This window comes from Nocardia spongicola (assembly GCF_047200775.1).
Classification (GTDB): Bacteria; Actinomycetota; Actinomycetes; order Mycobacteriales; family Mycobacteriaceae; genus Nocardia.
In genome coordinates this window covers 45962-65586 of sequence record NZ_JBJZOO010000002.1, presented here as the reverse complement: position 1 = coordinate 65586, position 19625 = coordinate 45962, and the positions used below count along the sequence as shown (strand labels likewise).

Here is a 19625-nt window from a genome sequence, read left to right as displayed (position 1 = left end):
CCGATCGCGCGATGCTGGACAATGGCTGTGTGAACGACGCCGCGAACCACGCTGCCGAGTCAGTTCCGGGACCGCCGTCCACAGCTTCGGCTCCGGCCGAAGGAAGGTCCCACCACACGACTGGCTCCCGCCTGTATCCACGAGTCACGAGCTTCCGGTCCCGCCGGGGCGCGCTGACCCCTACCCAGCAGCAATCCTGGGACCGGATGTGGCCCACGATCGGCAGGGAAGTCGCCGACGAGCCATTGGACACAACCGCCTGGTTCGGCCGCGACGCGCCGCTGGTCATCGAGATCGGATGTGGCACAGGCACTGCGACAGCCGCCATGGCGCAGGCCGAACCACATCTGAATCTGATCGGCATCGAGGTCTACCAACCCGGTCTCGCGCAGTTGGTCCAGCGCATCGAGCGCGAAGGGATCGAGAACATCCGACTGCTGCGCGGCGATGCCGTGGACGTCCTGGAGAACATGATTGCCGCGGAGTCGCTGACCGGTGTCCGGGTGTTCTTCCCCGATCCGTGGCCGAAAGCGCGTCATCACAAACGGCGGCTGTTGCAGCCGGCAACGGTCGCGTTGATCGCCGATCGCCTCGCACCCGGCGGTGTGTTGCACGTCGCTACCGACCATGCCGGCTATGCCGAGCACATTGCCGAGGTAGGCAAGGCAGAACCACTGCTGCGCGGGCTGAACGAGACCACAGGAGGAGTCAGCGCACAGCATCGGGCGAGTGCGCCGATCGGCTTCGAACGGCCCGTCACGAAATTCGAAGGCAAGGCACATCGTGCCGGTAGCGCCATCACAGAGTTCATATGGGGGAAGATCGACCGATGAGCGTCAGTGAGATGGCCCATGAAGTGGTCGATGTTGCCGGGGAGGTGCACGGAGCCGGACCGGAAGGTCTGAGCGGTGCGGCTCCGGACGTGCGCCGGGTCCTATTGGTATGGGACGCTCCGAATCTCGATATGGGCCTCGGCGCCATTCTCGGTGGCAGGCCCACCGCGGCCTATCGCCCGCGCTTCGACGCGCTCGGCCGCTGGCTGCTGGCCAGGACCAGCGAACTATCGGTTGGCAGTGCGCAGCGGGTCGAACCCGAGGCCACGGTGTTCACCAATATCGCCCCCGGCACCGCCGATGTGGTGCGGCCATGGGTGGAGGCGCTGCGCAATGTCGGTTACGCGGTCTTCGCCAAACCCAAGGTGGACGACGATTCCGATGTCGACGCCGATATGCTCGGCCACATCGCGCTGCGTCGGCGCGGCGCGGGCCTGGCAGGCATCATGGTCGCCTCCGCCGACGGACAAGCATTCCGCGAACCGCTGGAGGAGATCGCCGCCAGCGGTATACCGGTTCAGGTGCTCGGTTTCCGCGAGCACGCCAGCTGGGCTGTCGCATCCGATACGCTCGATTTCATCGATCTCGAGGACATCCCGGGCGTATTTCGTGAACCACTGCCCCGGGTCAGCCTCGACTCGCTGCCCGATGAGGGCGCCTGGCTGCAGCCGTTCCGGCCGCTGTCGGCGTTATCGGCCTCCCGCTCAGCGCAAGGAGTCGCTTAGTGTTCACCCGCTGGGGCGATCTGGTCTACCGGCTACGCTTCGCAACCCTCGGCATCGTGGTGGCAGGTCTGCTGGCTCTCGGCGGCTATGGCCTCGGGTTGGAAGATCACCTCAGCTCCAGCGGGTGGGATGATCCGACCTCGGAATCGGCGCGCGCCGCGCAGACGAAGGACGCCGCGTTCGATCGGGATCACAGCTCCGACGTCATCCTGCTGTACACCGCACCGGACGGCAAAACCATCGATGATCCTGAATTCAGCAGGAAGATCGTCGAGAACCTGAACAGCCTGCCGCGCGAGTACCCGAACGAGATCACCAAGATCGTCGGCGCGTACTGGCAGACCGAGACCGGACTCACGCAGACCAGCATCTTCGGCTCCGACGACAAGAAGCACGCCTTCGCCGCGGTCGCCATCACCGGCGACAACGACACCGAAATGGTGCGTAACTACCGCAAGGTGAAAGACGTCTTCTATATCCCGGGCGTCGATGTCCAGGTCACCGGTTTACAAGCTTTCGCAGGCGCGCTGAACGACACCATGGCCGACGACCTGAAGCGGATGGAACTGCTCGCCATCCCGGCTGTCGGTGTCCTGTTGTTCTTCATCTTCGGTGGCATCGTCGCCGCGGCACTTCCGCTGATCGTCGGCGGCCTCACCATCATCGGCGCATGGGGAATCGTCCGCTTCATCACCGAATTCACCGAGGTGAACTCGTTCGTCTCATCGGTCGTTTCGATGATCGGTCTCGGTTTGGCCATCGACTACGGCCTGTTCATCGTCAGCAGGTTCCGTGAGGAACTCGCCGAAGGCTACGACACACCTGCCGCGGTCCGCAGATCCGTGATGACGGCAGGACGCACCGTGGTGTTCTCCGCCACCATGATCGTCGCCAGCCTCGGCGGCATGCTGCTGTTCCCACAGGGCTTCCTGAAGTCGATCGCCTACGGCTCCATCGCGACGGTCTCGCTGGCCGCGCTGAGCTCGATCACGGTATTGCCCGCCCTGCTCAGCATCCTCGGCAAACGCATCGATATGCTCGGTCTCAAACGGTTCCGCAAGAACAAGACCGCCGAGGAAGTGGAGAACGGGTTCTGGGGGCGGTCCACCCGCTGGGTGATGAAGCATCCGCTCAAGATCGCGATCCCGTTGTGCATCGGGCTGCTGCTGCTGATCATCCCCGTCAAGAACCTGCAGTTCGGCGGGATCAACGAGCGGTATCTGCCGCCGGACAACGCGACCAGGCTGGCGCAGCAAGAATTCGATGCCATCTTCCCGCTGCGCAAGTCCGACCCGATCGAACTGGTCTTCACGATCGATGACCCCGGTCTGACCGCCGAGGTCGGTCAGACGATCAAAGACGCCAGCCAGGCGCCTGGGCTCGCAGGCGCATTCGAATACCCGCCGAGCGTAGCTCCCGACAACAAGACGATCTTCGCCACCAAGGCAGCGCTGGCCGACTCGGAGAACGCCGATCCCACCATCGATTTCCTTCGTTCGATGCCGGTACCCGACGGTGTCACCATGCTGGTCGGCGGTCAACCGGCGATCCAGAAGGACAGCGTCGAGGGGCTCCTGCACCGAATGCCGCTGATGATCGCGGTGGTGCTGCTGGTAACCACCTTGCTGATGTTCCTGACCTTCGGCTCGCTGGTGCTGCCGATCAAGGCGGCCTTGATGAGCGCGCTCGGCCTCGGGTCCACACTCGGCATCCTCACCTGGATCTTCATCGATGGCCACGGTGCGAGCCTGCTGAACTTCACCCCGCAGCCGATCATGTCGCCGGTGCTGGTACTGATCATCGCGATCATCTACGGATTGTCGACCGACTACGAGGTCTTCCTGATGTCGCGCATGGTCGAGGCGCGCACCATGGGGGCGAGTACCACCGAGGCGGTCCGGATCGGTACCGCGCAGACCGGAAGAATCATCACCGCCGCAGCGCTGATCCTGCTGGTCGTCACCGGTGCGTTCGCCTTCTCCGATCTGGTGATGATGCAGTATCTGGCCTACGGCATGATCGCCGCGCTGTTCATCGACGCGACAGTACTGCGCATGCTGCTCGTTCCGGCCATCATGAAGCTGCTCGGCGACGACTGCTGGTGGGCACCGGCCTGGATGAAGAAGGTGCAGGAAAAGATCGGGCTCGGCGAGCCGATTCTCGACGACGAGCGCGTCGGCGGCGGCGAGGTGGTCGACCTGGTCAAGACCACACCGGTCACCGATCCGGTGACCATGCAGCTGCCCGCCGCCGTCGCGGCCAATACGGTGCCGCGCAGGCGCAAACCACGCACCATCGCGGAAATCGAGGCCGAGGCCCCCACGCAGCGACTGGACCGGACCCCACCCGCTCCACCGTATCCAGCGACATCGACATCGACACCGCCGGATACCAAGGGGAAGCAACCGGCGACCCCGGCACCTCGGGTAGCCACGCAGCAGCCGATCCGGCCACGCAAGACCGCACCGCCCCAGGACAACAGCGGGCATACCACAGCCCCGGCACAGCAGACCGATCCACGACCGGCAATCTCGATGCCAACGGACCCGCGCGTGGCCCCACCTCCCCGCACGCCGCGAGATCTGGACACACCGCAATCCGACGCATCCACGGATGCCGCTGTGGAGCGCCCCCGCCCGCCCGGCGCACCGGTGAAGCCCGTACCGCGTCCGGCCGAGCAGCCACGGCAGCAACCACAGCCGGACCATGTGCCCGACCCCGCTACCGCGCTACCGCATCAGTCCGCCACACCGGCCGAGCCGCATACCTCCGGCGATGCCGATGCCAACGGGGAGCACACCACCGATACCGGACCGGCACCGGATACCGACAACGGCAGCGACCGCGGCAGCATCGAGAACTGGATGGCCGAACTCCGTTCCGCTCGCCGCCACACCGGCAAGCCCGAGGGGGGCCGCCACCACGGTGGCGAAGGGCGCACGGTCAGCGTGAACGAATTGCTGCGCCGACGCGACCACGAGTGAGCGGTGGCTGCCCGCCCGCACCGCGGGCCACCGGCGCGGCACCATTCCAGCGGCCTCGAGTCGTGGGCCGCCGCCGGGCCTTTCACCGTCGTCACTGTTGCGGGCTACCGCGGGGCGGCAGATCTCCCCGGTGCCCTCGGCGCGGCTGTTCCCGATGTCCTAGGGCACAACAGTCGTGTTCAGCGCGCCACCCATTGGCGCCACTGGGTCAGGAACGGATATCTGACGGTGATCGATCCGAATCGAATCCGGCCACGCACCACCAAGTGCAGCGGCCCGGACGACGCTCCGGCACGGACCTTATCGGTGATGCTGGAACCGATAAGTTGCAGCGAATGCAGATCGACCGTCGTCTCGGCGGGCACGATCAGGGTGACCGAGCTGCAGTAATCATCGATACGCACCTCAACCACCTGGGTAGACCGAATCGCCTGGGTGAAGTCCAAGGTGATACCGGACATCCAGTTGTTCAGATACAGCGTGGGCGCCACCTGCCACGGACCACGGCGATATACCCCGGACATCCGGCTGCGGATCACACTGCCGGAATCCTGGCCGGAGACCGGGAGGGTGGGATGACTCGTGCCGAAGCCGGGAACGGGGTTCCCGGTACGCGGCGCAGCGGCGGGACGACCGGCCAGCCGTACTCCCGGCAGATCGATGAGCACAGCATTCAGCTCACCCCGCGTCTTGGCGGCCAGCGCGGTGTCCATCCGCTCGGTGAACTCACCGAGGGAAAGCATGCCGAGGCCGACCGCGCGCTGTAACAGCTGCCCGACATGTTCGCGCTCCACATCCGATACCCGCAGATCACGGTCGCCTATCGCGCCGCCGCCGGTATCGGATACCGATTCAGGGCCGCCCATGGCTTCGAGATTACCGAGCCCGCGACCACGGACGCATCAGGGCGATCCCCGATTTCCGCTCTTCACCGCGAAATTCGCCGGCTGGGTCCCGGAGTTCATTCGAGCCCCTGTTCGATGGCGTAGCGGGTCAGTTCGACCCGATTCGCCAGCTGCAGTTTGCGCAGTGTCGCCTGTACGTGATTCTCCACCGTGCGATGGCTGAGTCCGAGCCGCGCGGCGATCTGCTTGGCGGACAGCCCCTTCGCCACCATCCGCAATACCTCGGTCTCCCGTTCGGTGAGCGCGGGGCGATGTGGTTCGTCGGGCCGCGTCGGCGTAGTCGCCATCCGTCGGTACTCACCGAGCACCAGCCCGGCCAGCCCCGGAGTGAATACGGCCTGACCCGCGGCGATGGCATATACGGCAGCGATAAGTTCCGCCGCCGACGCGCTCTTGACCAAGTAGCCAGAGGCTCCAGCCATGATCGCGTCCAATACGTCGTCCCGCTCGGCCGAGGCCGAGAGCACCAGCACCCGGCTATGCGGCGAGACCCGCAACAGTTCGGTAGTGGCCTCGGCCCCATTGCCATCGGGCAAATTCATATCCATCAGCACCACATCCGGGCGCACCGCCGCGGCCCGTCTTGTCGCCGCACCGACACCATCGGCCGTGGCGGTCACCGGCAAGCCCGCCTCGATCAGATCGCGGGAGACACCGTCGCGCCACATCGGGTGGTCGTCCACCACCATCACCGAGATGGTGGCTGCCACCTGCTCTGTCATCACATCTCTCCGTTGTCCCTCATCTCGGCACTCGGAATTCCCATTCGGCACCGGACCCGATGTCATCGCCGAGCTCGGTGAGCAGGTCCGCGCTACCGCCGAGTGCCGTGATCCGCCCGACGATCGACCGGGACACCCCCATCCGGCCTTCGGCTTCCGCCTCGGCCAGCCGGCCCGGCGGGATGCCGACGCCGTCGTCACGCACACTGATCACTAGTTCACTGCCAGTATCCTCCAGCAATACAAAGGCTTTCGCATTCGGTCCGGCGTGCAGCCGCACATTGGACAGTGCCGTGGCCACGGCCGCCGCGATCTCGTTCGCCACCCAGCTCCCGATCCACACCGGATCGCCCGGCGTCGACACCAGTACTCGAGGGGTGGACTGCGCGGTCAGCAACGGCCGCAGATCCACCTCGGCGTCCCCGGCCTCCTCACGACCGGCCTGCTCGGAAACCAGCACCCGCAAGGCCACCTCCTGCTCACCGGCACGCAGCGCCAATTCCTCGGTGGGGCCGCCGATCTCGCTTCCCCGACGCTTGATATAGCTGAGTACCTGCAAGACACCGTCGTGCACTTCGCGGGCAAGACGCTCACGCTCTTCGGCGGCCGCGGTCAAACGCATCGCACGCGCCAGCTGGGCTTGTACGCGACGCGCGACATTAGCGGCCAACCCCAGCGCGATCCCCACCGAAACGAGCACCGGAACCGTCGCGTCCTTCCACACATCCTCGCCCCACTGATCGCGCACGGTCAGCGCTACCACCGCGATCAATCCGCCGGACAACACACCACCGAGCGGCCCGTGCAGGAACGCCGCGCCGATCACGGCATTGATGGCCCATAGCGTGGTCGGTATGGTCTGATGCTCGTGGTACCAGTCGTAATCGGCGACCAAGCGGGTAGCGGCCATCAAACCGATCACCACCACGTGGTCGCCCAATACCACCCTGGTGCGCCACCGGATCGCCCCGGGAAAACGCCACTGCGACAACATCGCCGCCGACACCACCGACCACACCGCCATCAGCCCGATGCATGCCCAGCTCAACGCCTGATTGGTGTAATAGGGCACCGAAGCGAACTGCTGGCCGATCGCATACAGCAACGTCACCAAACGCAATGCCTGAGCCGCTCGCCACAGTGGCGTGGTCGCTATATCCGCCGGATGAAGCTCAGCCTTGCGCCGTGCCGTCATCAGGCCCCCTACCGGTATGTCCGGACTCCGACCGCTGCGCTTCCGGTGACTGCCCGGCCTGTCTGTTCGTCGCCTCGACCAAGGCCGCCGTCAAGTCGAACCGGACCGGGTCCGGTCGATCCGGCGCGGCGGAATATCGTCCGTGCTGGTTGCCGCCGGTCTGTAAATCCTCGAACATCTCCTCCGGCCCCTGGAGCAACGAACGGATAGCCGTGTTCATCACCGCGACGAACGGCACCGCGAGTAGACCACCCGCGATCCCGCCGAGCACCACGCCTGCGGTAATGGCCAGCACCACGGCGAGTGGATGGATGCTGACCGCCCGCCCGAGCAACAGTGGCTGCAGCACATGACCCTCCAGCTGCATCACCAGGATGATGACACCGAGCACGATCAAGGCGGTGACGAGTCCCTTGGTTACCAATGCGATGAAAACAGCGATGAATCCCGCCAGAAACGCACCGATGATCGGGATGAACGCACCGATGAACACCAGGGAGGCCAGCGGAAGCGCCAGTGGTACGCCCAGGATAGCCAGACCCGCGCCGATACCGATGGCGTCCACCGCGGCGACCACCACGGTCGCACGCACGAATCCGACCAGCGTGCCGAACCCGAGCTGCCCCGCGGTGCGTACCCGTTCCCGGTGCTCGGAGGGCACGATTCTGGTGACGAACTGCCAGATATGGTCGCCGCCGTAGAGGAAGAAGATCAAGATGAACAGCGTAAGAAAGGCGCCGGTGAGCAGCTCGCCGATCACGGTAGCCGTGGTAAGCGCCCCACTGGTCAGATTGTCCTGATTGGACTGGATGGCCTTGATGACGGCATCACCCGCGTTACGGATCTGCTCATTGCTCAGGTGTGGTCTGCCGTTGATCAACCAGTCCTGGATCTGGTGAATGCTGTCGGTGAACTTATCGGACAGCTGCGGTACACCGGCGACGAACTGCTCGACGACGAAAGTCATGATGCCCGCGACCACACCGATCGACCCGACCAGCGCGACGAAGACGCCGACCCCGCGAGGCACCCCAAGCCGCTGCATCCAGTCCACCAACGGCGCGAGCAGCGCCGCGGCCAAGAGGGCGATGGCCATCGGAATGACCACCGTGGCGAGTCGCTGCACGATGGTCATGAGTACGACCCCCACCGCGAACAACACCAACAGCCGCCAGCCCCACTCCGCCCCTACCCGCACAACCGGGTGCACGGTCTCGGCAGCGGGACGCGACAGCGTGATTTTCCGCTCTGACTTCGGGTCGCTCACCTCTGTGAGCCTAATGGGCGCAACCTGACCCCGCCCCCGAGCAGTGGCACCATCGCCTGGCCCGATGGCGGGCCGTCCACACCCCGGACATGCGCACCTCATCGAAACGTAAGATTGATCCCCGTGTCAGCGCCTTTGGAAGCGGTCAAACAGACGATGCGGACGCGCTGGCCGCTGTATCTGACATCGATGCTGTTGGCGAACGCTTTCGGCGCGGTTCTGGTATGGGCGTTCATCCTGTACGGGCTCCCGGTCCCCGAGGGTGAGCCCTCCGGGGTCAGGCGCACCGGCCTGCTGATCCCGGCACTGGTCTTCGTGACCGGCGGTCTGCTCAGTATGGTCGCTTCGGCGCTCATGCTGCGTCCGGTAATGCGCTGGCAGATGCGCGGTGGACCGCCGAGCCGCGCGGAACAGATGGCCGCCCTGCACGCACCCCTGCGCCAGGCGATCCTGCACCTGGTGCTGTGGTTGATCGGCGGCGCCGTCTTCGCCGCACTGGTCATCAAGGACACTCCAGCGCTGGCCGGTGCGGTCATCGTCACCGAATGTATGGCCGCGACCATCGTGTTCGGTTTCACCTACATGCTTGGCGAGCGCATCCTGCGCCCGGTCGCGGCCCAAGCCCTGACCGAGGGGACCTTCGACCAGACCCTCACCCCCGGTGTCGGCACCAGAATGGCGATGACCTGGGGGATGGGTACCTTCGCCCCCACCATCGCCATCGTGCTGCTATGCGTCACGCAGATCTCCTCGAATGTGAAGTTCTCCTCGCAGTCGCTGGCCATCTCCATCCTGCTGCTGTGCGGCGTGGTGATCATGCAGGCCCTCGCCTTGTCCATGCTCACCGGCTCCAGCATCTCCGACCCGATACGCCAGCTCAGCCAAGCGATCGACCAGGTGCAGGCAGGGGCGCGGGACGCGCAGGTGGAGGTGTTCGACGGCAGCGAAATCGGGCTGCTGCAGGTCGGCTTCAACCGGATGATGGAGGAGGCAGCCAAGCGGCGCAGACTGCAGGAATTGTTCGGTCAGCACGTCGGCGAGGAAGTAGCGCAGCGGGCGCTGGACTACGGCACCGAACTCGGCGGCGAGACCAGGTTCGTCGCGGTGCTGTTCGTCGATATGGTCGGCTCGACCGCGACCGCGGCCGAACGCCCGCCCACCGAGGTGGTGAGCTTGCTCAACGAATTCTTCCGCATCGTGGTCGATGTGATCGACCGCCACCACGGATTCGTGAACAAGTTCGTCGGTGATGCGGCACTGGCCATCTTCGGCGCACCGCTTGACCGCCCGGACGCACCGACCGCGGCGCTCGCCGCGGCACGCGAACTGCGCGAAGTCCTGCAGGCAGTCCCCGGTCTCGATATCGGCATCGGGATATCCGCTGGACTGGCTGTCGCCGGAAATATCGGTGCGGCGAACCGTTTCGAATACACCGTGATCGGCGACCCGGTCAATGAGGCATCCCGGCTCACCGAACTGGCCAAAGAGCGGCCGGGCCGGACTCTGGCCTCGGGCAGCGCGCTGTATTTCGCCGATCAGGACGAGCAGGACCATTGGGAGACCGGCGACGAAGTACAGCTACGTGGCAGGCGCAGAAAGACCTTGCTGGCCTGGCCGAGGGAAGCAGCGGACGATACCGGTGAAACGACACCTTCGTTAGGCTGACCGCGTGGTCGCCGACGGGGAGCTGGCAGAAGAACCAGCACAAGCCGCGGCGGATTCTCGCCGTAGCGGATTCCGCCGGCTGCGCTGGGTACTCGGCACCGCCCTACTGGCCTTGCTGATCGGCGAAGGTGTCTATCTCTGGCCACGGCTGCACGAATCCTGGCAAAAGCTCACCGAAATCCACTGGGGCTGGTTGGTGGCCACGATCTGGCTGCAGGCGGTATCCATGAGCGGCTTCGCCAGAGTGCAGAAACAACTGCTCCACGCGGGTGGCGTCGCGGTGAGTCAGCGGAAATCCGTCGCGGTGGTCTACGGCGCGACCGCGATGTCGGTGACCCTGCCCGCGGGCCAGGTGTTCTCCACCGCCTTCACCTATCGGCAGACCAGACACTGGGGCGCGCGCCCGATCGTCGCTTCCTGGCAGCTGGTGTTCTCCGGGGTAGTCGCCGCGGCAGGACTGGCCCTGCTCGGCGCGGGCGGCACACTGCTGGCGGGGGGACAGATCGGCCCGCTGAAACTGGGCGTCGCACTTGGCGGCATCATCGCCTTGGTCTTGGCGGGTAACTACGTCTCGCGCCACCCAGGTTCGCTGGAGAAGCTGCTGCGCGCGCTGCTCACCCTGCTCAACCGAGTGCGCAAGCGCCGAGCCGACCACGGTATGAGCACCATCGCGGAGATGCTCGGCCAGCTGGAATCGGTGGATCTGGGCAAACGGGACGGCGTCTTGGTCGCGGCATGGGCGCTGGTACATCGCGGCGCCGATGTGGCCTGTCTCGGCGCCGCCTGTTACGCGGTCGGCGCCGATCCGCACGTCGCGGGACTGCTGCTCGCCTTCGCCGCGGGCAAAGCGGTCGGCACCATCCCCTTCGCCCCCGGCGGGATCGTCTATGTCGACGCCACGCTGATCTACGGCTTGACCGCCGCCGCGGGTCTGCCCGCCGCGCAGGCGGTCGCCGCGGCATTCGTCTATCGGATGGTGAGTTTCGTCTTGGTCGCCATAGCCGGCTGGATCACCTTCCTGTTCCTGTTCCGGACACCACAGGTGGACGACGCGGCACTGGAAAAAGAATTCGAGCAACGGCGGCTGTGAGCGGCCATCGGTAACGCATCGGGCCGAACGTGCCGATGGTGGCGGCCGCAGACTCGGCGACCCCACTACTGTTGCCCCCGTGAGAAAACTATTGCCGCTGGTGACAGACGCGCTGCTGGTCGCCGTCTTCTGCGCGATCGGCAGGCGCAGCCACGACGAAGCGGTGCTCGCCGGGCTGCTGCGCACCCTGTGGCCGTTCGCGTCCGGGCTTGCCGTCGGCTGGTTGATCGTCGCCGCGCGCGTCCGGTGGGGTGCGACCACCGACGACACGCAGTTCACCGGTACTGCGCTGTGGCCTACCGGGGTCGTGATCTGGATCAGCACGCTCACAGTCGGCATGCTGCTGCGCGTGGTCAGCGGTCAGGGCACGGCGCTGAGTTTCATCCTGGTCGCGGGCACAATACTCGGACTGCTGATACTCGGCTGGCGCACGGCGTACAGCGCCCTGCGCTGATCAGGGATCCGGAGTCGACAGGGACTGGAGCATCCTGGCCGCCATCCGCGCGGTCGCGCTCCGGCTGTCCACATCGTCGATGTGGATCGAGAAGACCAGATCGCCCATCGCCCCGATCAGCCACCCATCCGATCCCGCGGTCGCCGCGAACGCGACGACATCCCGGTAGCCGCGCACACTCGCCAGCTCCGGTGCGTTCGTGGCGTCGCGCAGCATGCCTCGGAGCCGCTCCACCGCCGCCCGTGGCAGCGGATCGAGCCTGGCATCGGTCGTCCCCGGCCGGGCGATCTCGATCATCGGCGGGGACACCGCCCCGTGCACAATCGTGGCCGCGGCGATGGCCATACCGAACGGGCTGGCCAGCACCGGATCCGAACCAGCGCCCTGTAGTACCTGCTCGCTGTGTCCCGCGACGAGCAGCCTGCCGGTCACCTCGTCGAGGCCGGGGACAACGAAGTCGATACCGACCCCGAGGGCGGCCGCCGCCTCGGCTATTTCCTGCGCCGAAATCTCCTGCGGGGATTTGCCCTTGGTCGCCGCGGCGAAGGTGCGGAACAGCTCCATGGCGCCACCGAGTGGATAGAGCCCGGTGAACGCTACCGGGCCACGCTGGCTGGCCTGATTGTTCTGCGCGACCGCGACCACCGCTCCGCTGGAAGGCTGGATCGCCACCAGCGACGCCGGCGTTCCCACGCTGACCACCGCGTCCTCGGCGGCGCGCTGCAGCCGCTGGTCCATGGTGCCCGCGATATCCGGCCCCGGTGGACCCTGCGCACCGGCGAGCTGGGTGATGAACTTTCCATCCCGATCGAAGAGCTGCACCCCCCATCCGGAGTGCGCCTCCTGGCTTGCCCGCTGCACTTTGCGCAAAGCGTCCAGCATCGGCGACCACACCCGGCGGTCGGCCGAGATCAGCCTCGGTTCTTTTTCCATGACCACGCCGGGAATCGGCGCCATCCGCGGCTCCAGAATGGCGAAATCGCCCTCCCGGAGATTCACCGCGACCACCGGCTTCCCCTGTGAGGCGGCCAGCTTCTGCCGCATCGACGCCCCGGTGATCAACGGCGCGACCGGCTCGATGGCCGCGGCCAACGCATCGGTCGAAGCGACCGGGTCGGAGATCTTCGCGGGGTCGAGCTTGATGACATTGATGATCTGCTCGGTCAGCAACGGTGCGCCGACGATGTCGTTGACCCGCGGCGCGGGCGAAGGCAGAGTGCGTACCAGCCGGACCGTGCGCTGGTGGGTCAGCTGCGGCAGGACGACCGAGGGATCCCAGGAGATCCGCCAGCCGATCGCCAGCTTGCGTACGGTGCCCTGCAGGCTGTAGCTCCAGTTCCGGTCGGCACCGAAGTTCCAATCGACATCCATGTTGAAGATCGCCGATCGCGCGTCCAGACCGATGAACTGGGTAGTGCGGTAATCGACCGTGCCCGGCTGCAGGCCAGTGAACATTTGCTGCAAAGTCGCCGAAGCCGCAGTGGGGTAGGAGGTCAGCGCGGCAGCCTCGGCATAATCCTGTGCATCGAGCAGATCCGTGAACCGCTCTACGACCGCTGCGGCTTCATCGCGTTTCTCGGGTGTCCCGCATGCCGCCGTCATGAGGATGAGCGCCGCCACTGCGATGAGTGCCACAACACCGCGAACAAGAAAGCGGCGGGATCCCCACACATCCATGACACCCACTCTTCACTCTCGTCACTTCAGTAACAAGACCACCGTACCCGAAAAGACCAGACCGCGACGCCGCCGTGGCTAGGACGTTATCCATGCTCAACATCCCAATTGTGCCCCTGGAGCCGCCCCCTCCGGGTGGCTTTCATGATCATCGAGCCACCTCGGAGACGCGCAGCCCATACTCCAGCCGGATCCGGAAATCGCGAGGTGACCGCCATACCCGACCGTACAGACCACGCAGACTGCGCGAATCGCGCGAATATATCGAATCACGGCATGTCGCTCCTGTTCACACTGGGCGGAATCACAACGATCCCAGTGCCGAATTATCGGAGTAATCTTGTAATCAATGAAATAGACACAGCGCAGTAAGTAGGTGATCCATTGTGAAAAGCGCACACCGAGGCCGGGGTTACGGACGGTCCGGCGGATGGCAACAGGCCGATCTACCGGATGCCACAGACGCGCCCGACTGGTTCGCCGGAAGATTGCCTGAGGACTGGTTCACCGGCCCGCCTGCCATCGAAGTGGACCGGGACGAGATCATCGTCATCGGTGAACTGCCGACCCCGCAGCCGGAGAAACCCTCGGCCACAGAGACCGGGCCAGCAGCCGAGGAAGTACCACGGGCGACCAAAGAGGGCGCGGCGGCCCGGTTCCGTGAGGCCACCCGCTCGGCCCGTATGCGGATCGCCGATGAGGCACAGCACCGCTACCAGCGCAACGTCGCCTGGGGCGTTTCGGTGGACGGGGAACGAATCATGTTCACCCATCTGGCCGTTCCCGTGATGACCCGGTTGCGTCAGCCGGAACGCAAAGTGCTCGACACCCTGGTCGACGCGGGCGTCGCCCGTTCCCGTGCCGACGCACTGGCCTGGACGGTGAAACTGGCAGGCAAGCACGCGGAGGCCTGGCTGGAGGAGCTGCGCGCCGCGATGCGTCAGGTCGACGACCTGCGCTCGGCCGGGCCGCAAGGGCTGTAATCGATCGGGTCTAGGGTTGCCGGATGGCTGTGACCACCGGCGCTGTGCCCACCGATGCAACCCTTGGCCCGATCCTCGTTCTCAACGGCCCGAACCTGAACATGCTCGGTACCAGGCAACCCGAGGTATACGGATCGGCGACCCTGGCCGATGTCGTCGCCCTGTGCGAGCAGACCGCGGCGAGATTCGACCGGGAAATCGTCGCCTTCCAGTCCAACTGCGAAGGCGCGCTCATCGACCGCATCCATCAGGCCCGCGGCGCCGAATCGGGCATCGTGATCAATCCCGGCGGCCTCACCCACACCTCGGTAGCACTGCGCGATGCCCTGGTGATTCCGGAGATCCCCATCGTCGAGGTGCACATCAGCAATGTGCACGCCCGCGAGGAGTTCCGGCACCATTCCTACATCTCACCCATCGCGACCGCCGTGGTCGCGGGAATGGGTATCCAGGGCTACGCCGCCGCGATCGAATTCCTGGCCCGCTCCACGTAACCCGCCCCCACACCCCCAGTAGTCAGCTGAGCCGGAACACCGGGAACCCCGGAGCGATGGCGGCCAGTTCCGCATCGGTGGCGTCCTTGGTCACGCCCTCGAAGAACCTGCCCACCTCCCAGCCCCATTTCTTCAGGTAGAGCCGCAGCAGCGGGATCTTGTCGGCATCGGCCACCTCGGCGGCGGTGAACACCTCGACCTTGCGCCCGAGCCGCAGTTCACCGCCGCCTGCCACCCGCAGATTCCGCACCCACTGCGTGTGTCCACGCGGTGCGACGAGGAAGCGTTCCCCATCCTCACGCACCATCAGGTTGACCATCGTGGTCCGCCACTCCCCGCTCTTGCGCCCACGTACCGCGAGCAACCGCGAGCCCATCACACTGATGCCGAGCTTGGGCAGCAGGTTGAAGATCCGGCCGACGATCGGGTCCAGTCCGGCGGGGCTGATGTAGCGGGTGCTGTGGTCCATGACCTACTCCTTTGTGAGCACTGCTCTCTGTTGAGAGAAGTGTTCCATGCGGTGTTCAGCAAAGTCAAGAGCACTGCTCTCTATTCTTGTGACGATGGTGCCCGTTCACGCGACTGCACCACTTCAACGCTCCTGGCGCAGCGTCCACCAGGTCGAACGACACGATCCAGGTCGACTCACCCAGACGCTCGAGCTCTGATATACCGCCACCGCCTGCGACTGATCGGTGACAGGCCTGCCGGATCCCCCGATGGTGGCGGCCCGCAGGTCCATGGAGCAGGCCAATACCGCGGTCCGTACCAAAACCCGAGATGCCCGAGCCGGCTATGCATTTCCGCATTCAGCGGTCGCATGACTACCCCTGACTCGCCTACACCGAAGCAATCGATGACGAGAGATCCTGCACTACTGTCGGATTCATGCACCAAGCTCAGATTCTCTTAGCCACCAACGCCATTGCCCAACCAACGTCACCAACGTCATAGCCTCATACAGCTAGTTTATAACCATGAGTAGATTCAATTTCCGCACCGATGCGGAGTCCGAAGACTTTTTTATGGATGTCGCGTGGGAGATGGAGGTATATTTTGAAATATCAGAAGAAGAGGCCATCACTCGAATAAAGAATCGATTTCATGGGCAGGAGATCATAGGCCTCGATATCATCTATCATGAAACAGTAGAATTCTGGGCCGAAGATATTATGTATGGACACAGTGGTTGGTGGCAGAATGAGGCCGATGCCAAGCCACTTCCTTTGCCGGACAAGCTTTGACAGCAGAGTCCTGCCAAAGTCCACAGTTCCGTCATTCTCGGGTTTCAGCAGGCCAGTAGCAGTTCGAGAGGCTGGTTGAAATCGTGTACATAGTTTCGTGGAGTGGCAGCAATGTTGGTGTGCCCGCTCCCACAACACACCGAAAGCACAGGTCGAATCTGTATAAGCCGACTTCGACGCTGCTCTGATCCCCGGAAACAGCGCTACCCCAACTGCTCGGCGGCGATTCGCGCGCCGATACGTTCGAGTAGTGCCGCCGCGTCGGACATCGAGCGCGCGGGATCGGATTCCAGATCGGCCAGCGCATAACACCCCGCGAATCCCGCGGCCTTGATCGCAGCGGGCTCGAGCAGAGCGCGACCGACAACGGCGATCACCGGGACCCGCGCCGCGCGCGCGGCCGCGCATACCCCGATGGGTGCTTTACCGTGCAGGCTCTGCTGGTCGAGCGAGCCTTCGCCGGTGACCACGAGGGTGGCGGTGGCGAGCAGGTCGGGGAATTCGAGAAGTTCGAGAACCACCTCGATACCGCTGCGCATTCGCGCACCCAATACGGCGAGGGCGGCGAAACCGGTACCGCCAGCGGCGCCGGCACCGGGATGGTGGGTGAACTCGCCGCCTATGACGCCTGCCCAGGTGGTGAGCGCGGATTCGAGGATGCCCAGTTCCGTTGGGCCCGCGCCCTTTTGCGGCCCGTAGACCGCGACGGCGCCGGTCGGACCGAGTAGCGGATTGTCCACATCGCAGGCCAGCGTGAATGTCGTGGTGGCGATACCGGGATGCAGACCGGAGCGGTCCAGCTGCGCGGCACGCGCCAAAGCCGCTCCACCGAGCGGTAATTCCGCGCCATCGGCGTCCAGGATGCGGGCGCCGAGGGCGCGCAGCATGCCCGCTCCACCGTCGGTGGACGCGCTGCCGCCGAGGCCGAGCACGATATCGGTGACGCCGTGTTCCATCGCATGCGCCAGGACCACACCGAGCCCGAAGGTGCTCGCGTGCAAGGGATCCAGCCGTCCTTCCGGCAGCATCACCAAGCCGGATACAGCGGCGAGTTCGACAACCGCGGTCCTTCCGCGCCTGGCATAGGACGTGGAGTGCGGTAAGCCGGTTGGGCCGGGGGCGGTCAGCTCTACCCTGGTCCAGCCCGCGGCGACGAACGCTTCGACCGTGCCGTCGCCACCGTCGGCGACCGGCACGTGCCGCACCACCACCTCCGGTGCGCTGCGCGCGAAACCCGCGGCGAGCGCCGCAGCCACCTGCGCTGCGGTGAGCGATCCCTTGAACTTGTCGGGAGCGAGCAGCACTTGGGCCGCTGACACGCGCGTCATCCCCTTATTGTCCGGTGCGGGCGAATGACCCGCACGACGACAGCACCGGAACGGACCCACCGGTGCCGAGATCTCGCTCGGCCGAGCCGATGCCACGGGCGCTGTGGTACCCGGCCATCACCGCACCGAGTAGCGTCGAGCCATGTCGACCGAGATCAGGAACAACACCGCATTGGAACGCTTCGAGATCTACGTCGACGGTGTGATCGCCGGCTACGCCGAATACCAGGACACGATGTCCGAACGCGCCTTCGTGCGCACCCAGATCTCGCCACCATACGAAGGCCAGGGCTACGCGCGGATGTTGGTCGAGAGCGCGCTGAACCGCACCCGCGCGGACAAGCTCGGCGCATTGCCCATGTGCCGGACGGTCAACCACTTCATCGAGACCCGTCCCGAATACCTCGCGATGGTGCCGCACTGGGCGCGGGACCGGATGAATCTGCCGCAGTGAGCGGATACGCCCCGTCCGCGGCGCCGGGATGGCGCCGCGGACGGGAGCGCTCAGTATGCCGCGACAGCGCCGTCGAGGGCCTGCTGCAGATCGGTGCGCACCAACCGGGCGATATCACCGGGCCGGGCGGGCAGGTCGAGCACCGGAGCGCCGAAGTAGCAGCTGGCCGCTTCGATCTCCCGGTCATCCGACCGCACCGCCGGGTCGGTCTGTGGTCCGTAGCTCAATCCCATGGACAACAGCACCGGCTGGACGCCGCGCTTACGTGCGTGGAAGGCGATATGTCCGATGCCGCTGCCTACCGGCTGCACTCGGGTCGGGTCGACGTCATTGCAGGTGCCCTCGGGGAAAACCGCGATACCGTCACCGCGGGCCATCCGCTCGGCGCAGATGTCCATCATGCGTTGTCCGGCCGCGTGTACTGCCCGAATACCGTGGTCCTTGCCACGGAATACCGGGATGCCGCCCATCATGTCGATCTTGCGCCGCTGGGCCGGGTCGAGGAAGAGTTCGTCTTTGGCCAGCACGCGTACCCGGCCGATCACCCGGCGCAGGCCGCTGCGCCAGGCGGCCGCCGCGACGGTGTAGGGGTCGCGCTCCGATAGATGGTTGATGGCGACCAGCAGCGGCCTGCCCTGTCTGATCACTGTCCGGAGTGATTCGCGGGCGCCTTCGGCGTATCTGATGCGCGGGCGATAGCGGTGGGCGAGGAAGGCGTAGGCCCCCCATGCCTGCACCCGGCTCTGGCGATGATCACGATAGAAGTCGTACACGGTGTCGCTGTGTTCCAGGAGCACCTCTGGTAGTTCCACAATCGTGGACTCTACGGTCAGGCGGCAGCGACGCAACTCGGTATCCCGCTCCCGCCTCCGGGCCCTGTCCAGCACATCCGGAACACAGAAGTCGACCGTGGGGGGCGCATTATGAGCAAACAACTGCGATGATGGCGGAGTGGCACGCGCAGAAGACCCGGACGATCGGAGAACTCGCGGCGGGCAAGACGACCGCGGACGGCAGGAGTTCCGGTACGGCGAACAGACGGTCCGTGCCGGGATGTTGCTGGTATCGGCCACCGAATTGGCCGAACCGACCTTCCGGCGCACCGTCATCTACATCATCGAGCACAACGAGGCAGGCAGTCTCGGTGTCGTGCTCAACCGCCCGAGCGATACGGCTGTGCGCGATGTGCTGCCACGCTGGGCGGAGGTGGCCACGGCGCCACGCGCGCTATTCATCGGCGGTCCGGTGAAACGAGACGCGGCGCTATGCCTCGGCACCGCCAGAGTGGGCGCGCGACTCGACGGGGTGCGCGGGGTGCGGCGCCTCGACGGCCGCGTCGTCCTGGTCGACCTAGAGGCCGATCCCGAACAGATCGGCCCGCTCGTCGAGGGTATCCGGATCTTCGCGGGCTATGCGGGCTGGACCTTCGGTCAGCTGGACGGCGAACTGGAGAACAACGACTGGATGGTGCTGTCGGCGTTGCCATCCGATCCGATCAGTACCGGCCGCGCCGACCTGTGGGCACACGTACTGCGCCGCCAGCCGCTACCGCTGGCCCTACTCGCCACGCACCCGATCGAACTCGAACGCAACTGAAAAGATGTG

At 65.5% G+C, this 19625-nt stretch carries 19 protein-coding genes; 11 read left to right on the top strand and 8 right to left on the bottom strand.

All coding sequences use genetic code 11. The features are described from left to right. Positions 1–11 precede the first annotated feature (11 nt). Genes trmB through ACL02S_RS05335 form a run of 3 tightly spaced genes read left to right on the top strand, consistent with a single transcriptional unit; the run spans position 12 to position 4542 of the window. Positions 12–833: a tRNA (guanosine(46)-N7)-methyltransferase TrmB gene (trmB, locus tag ACL02S_RS05345; RefSeq protein WP_412801168.1), complete on the top strand. Its 822-nt coding sequence runs from the start codon at positions 12–14 to the stop codon at positions 831–833. Continuing rightward, on the top strand, positions 830–1558 hold the full coding sequence (locus ACL02S_RS05340; protein WP_412801167.1) for an NYN domain-containing protein: 729 nt from the start codon (positions 830–832) through the stop codon (positions 1556–1558). The genes trmB and ACL02S_RS05340 overlap by 4 nt, the downstream gene beginning before the upstream one ends. Further along, complete coding sequence (locus ACL02S_RS05335; RefSeq protein ID WP_412801166.1) at positions 1558–4542, top strand: MMPL family transporter; 2985 nt, start codon at positions 1558–1560, stop codon at positions 4540–4542. The genes ACL02S_RS05340 and ACL02S_RS05335 overlap by 1 nt, the downstream gene beginning before the upstream one ends. A gap of 179 nt (positions 4543–4721) precedes the next feature. Here ACL02S_RS05335 and ACL02S_RS05330 read toward each other — a convergent pair whose 3' ends face one another. From ACL02S_RS05330 to ACL02S_RS05315, 4 genes are all read right to left on the bottom strand, one after another. Then, positions 4722–5408: a DUF1707 SHOCT-like domain-containing protein gene (locus ACL02S_RS05330; RefSeq protein WP_412801165.1), complete on the bottom strand. Its 687-nt coding sequence runs from the start codon at positions 5406–5408 to the stop codon at positions 4722–4724. 95 nt (positions 5409–5503) lie between these two features. After that, the gene (locus ACL02S_RS05325) at positions 5504–6169 is read right to left on the bottom strand and encodes a response regulator (RefSeq protein ID WP_412801164.1); all 666 of its coding nucleotides are present in this window, start codon (positions 6167–6169) and stop codon (positions 5504–5506) included. A gap of 19 nt (positions 6170–6188) precedes the next feature. Next, on the bottom strand, positions 6189–7364 hold the full coding sequence (gene macS, locus ACL02S_RS05320) for a MacS family sensor histidine kinase (RefSeq protein WP_412801163.1): 1176 nt from the start codon (positions 7362–7364) through the stop codon (positions 6189–6191). Then, entirely contained in the window at positions 7342–8631 is a 1290-nt protein-coding gene (locus ACL02S_RS05315; protein ID WP_412801162.1) for an AI-2E family transporter, read from the bottom strand. The genes macS and ACL02S_RS05315 overlap by 23 nt, the downstream gene beginning before the upstream one ends. A gap of 156 nt (positions 8632–8787) precedes the next feature. On the opposite strand from ACL02S_RS05315, the gene ACL02S_RS05310 reads away from it, so the two are divergent. From ACL02S_RS05310 to ACL02S_RS05300, 3 genes are all read left to right on the top strand, one after another. After that, on the top strand, positions 8788–10296 hold the full coding sequence (locus tag ACL02S_RS05310; RefSeq protein WP_412801619.1) for an adenylate/guanylate cyclase domain-containing protein: 1509 nt from the start codon (positions 8788–8790) through the stop codon (positions 10294–10296). Positions 10297–10300: 4 nt separating this feature from the next. Further along, positions 10301–11386, top strand: a complete 1086-nt coding sequence (locus tag ACL02S_RS05305) for a lysylphosphatidylglycerol synthase transmembrane domain-containing protein (protein ID WP_412801161.1) — start codon at positions 10301–10303, stop codon at positions 11384–11386. Between the two features lie 79 nt (positions 11387–11465). Then, on the top strand, positions 11466–11840 hold the full coding sequence (locus tag ACL02S_RS05300) for a DUF3054 domain-containing protein (protein ID WP_412801160.1): 375 nt from the start codon (positions 11466–11468) through the stop codon (positions 11838–11840). On the opposite strand, the gene ACL02S_RS05295 is transcribed toward ACL02S_RS05300, so the two are convergent. After that, positions 11841–13517 (bottom strand): NTF2-like N-terminal transpeptidase domain-containing protein, encoded by a 1677-nt coding sequence (locus tag ACL02S_RS05295; protein ID WP_412801159.1) that lies wholly within the window; start codon positions 13515–13517, stop codon positions 11841–11843. A gap of 386 nt (positions 13518–13903) precedes the next feature. Here ACL02S_RS05295 and abmR point away from each other — a divergent pair, with 386 nt between their 5' ends. Beyond that, positions 13904–14500 (top strand): ATP-binding transcription factor AbmR, encoded by a 597-nt coding sequence (gene abmR, locus ACL02S_RS05290; RefSeq protein ID WP_412801158.1) that lies wholly within the window; start codon positions 13904–13906, stop codon positions 14498–14500. Between the two features lie 23 nt (positions 14501–14523). Next, entirely contained in the window at positions 14524–14994 is a 471-nt protein-coding gene (aroQ, locus tag ACL02S_RS05285; protein ID WP_412801157.1) for a type II 3-dehydroquinate dehydratase, read from the top strand. Between the two features lie 22 nt (positions 14995–15016). Here aroQ and ACL02S_RS05280 read toward each other — a convergent pair whose 3' ends face one another. Then, entirely contained in the window at positions 15017–15463 is a 447-nt protein-coding gene (locus ACL02S_RS05280) for a nitroreductase/quinone reductase family protein (protein WP_412801156.1), read from the bottom strand. Positions 15464–15971: 508 nt separating this feature from the next. On the opposite strand from ACL02S_RS05280, the gene ACL02S_RS05275 reads away from it, so the two are divergent. Then, a complete protein-coding gene (locus ACL02S_RS05275) occupies positions 15972–16238 on the top strand; it encodes a hypothetical protein (protein WP_412801155.1) in 267 nt (88 codons plus the stop codon). Between the two features lie 203 nt (positions 16239–16441). On the opposite strand, the gene ACL02S_RS05270 is transcribed toward ACL02S_RS05275, so the two are convergent. Beyond that, positions 16442–17566: a glycerate kinase gene (locus tag ACL02S_RS05270; protein WP_412801154.1), complete on the bottom strand. Its 1125-nt coding sequence runs from the start codon at positions 17564–17566 to the stop codon at positions 16442–16444. 142 nt (positions 17567–17708) lie between these two features. Here ACL02S_RS05270 and ACL02S_RS05265 point away from each other — a divergent pair, with 142 nt between their 5' ends. Continuing rightward, complete coding sequence (locus tag ACL02S_RS05265; RefSeq protein ID WP_412801153.1) at positions 17709–18020, top strand: GNAT family N-acetyltransferase; 312 nt, start codon at positions 17709–17711, stop codon at positions 18018–18020. Positions 18021–18070: 50 nt separating this feature from the next. Here the strand turns inward: ACL02S_RS05265 and ACL02S_RS05260 are convergent, their stop codons facing one another. Then, positions 18071–18832, bottom strand: coding sequence for a lysophospholipid acyltransferase family protein (locus ACL02S_RS05260; RefSeq protein ID WP_412801152.1), 762 nt, complete (start codon positions 18830–18832; stop codon positions 18071–18073). A gap of 139 nt (positions 18833–18971) precedes the next feature. Here ACL02S_RS05260 and ACL02S_RS05255 point away from each other — a divergent pair, with 139 nt between their 5' ends. Further along, positions 18972–19616, top strand: coding sequence for a YqgE/AlgH family protein (locus ACL02S_RS05255; RefSeq protein WP_412801151.1), 645 nt, complete (start codon positions 18972–18974; stop codon positions 19614–19616). Positions 19617–19625: the final 9 nt, after the last annotated feature.

Coding starts and splice junctions, on each gene's coding strand:
- ACL02S_RS05325 (WP_412801164.1), bottom strand. CDS start 6,169: ATGACAGAGCAGGTGGCAGCCACCATCTCGGTGATGGTGGTGGACGAC.
- ACL02S_RS05265 (WP_412801153.1), top strand. CDS start 17,709: ATGTCGACCGAGATCAGGAACAACACCGCATTGGAACGCTTCGAGATC.
- macS (WP_412801163.1), bottom strand. CDS start 7,364: ATGACGGCACGGCGCAAGGCTGAGCTTCATCCGGCGGATATAGCGACC.
- ACL02S_RS05280 (WP_412801156.1), bottom strand. CDS start 15,463: ATGGACCACAGCACCCGCTACATCAGCCCCGCCGGACTGGACCCGATC.
- ACL02S_RS05295 (WP_412801159.1), bottom strand. CDS start 13,517: ATGGATGTGTGGGGATCCCGCCGCTTTCTTGTTCGCGGTGTTGTGGCA.
- ACL02S_RS05340 (WP_412801167.1), top strand. CDS start 830: ATGAGCGTCAGTGAGATGGCCCATGAAGTGGTCGATGTTGCCGGGGAG.
- ACL02S_RS05310 (WP_412801619.1), top strand. CDS start 8,788: ATGCGGACGCGCTGGCCGCTGTATCTGACATCGATGCTGTTGGCGAAC.
- trmB (WP_412801168.1), top strand. CDS start 12: ATGCTGGACAATGGCTGTGTGAACGACGCCGCGAACCACGCTGCCGAG.
- ACL02S_RS05275 (WP_412801155.1), top strand. CDS start 15,972: ATGAGTAGATTCAATTTCCGCACCGATGCGGAGTCCGAAGACTTTTTT.
- ACL02S_RS05330 (WP_412801165.1), bottom strand. CDS start 5,408: ATGGGCGGCCCTGAATCGGTATCCGATACCGGCGGCGGCGCGATAGGC.
- aroQ (WP_412801157.1), top strand. CDS start 14,524: ATGGCTGTGACCACCGGCGCTGTGCCCACCGATGCAACCCTTGGCCCG.
- ACL02S_RS05270 (WP_412801154.1), bottom strand. CDS start 17,566: ATGACGCGCGTGTCAGCGGCCCAAGTGCTGCTCGCTCCCGACAAGTTC.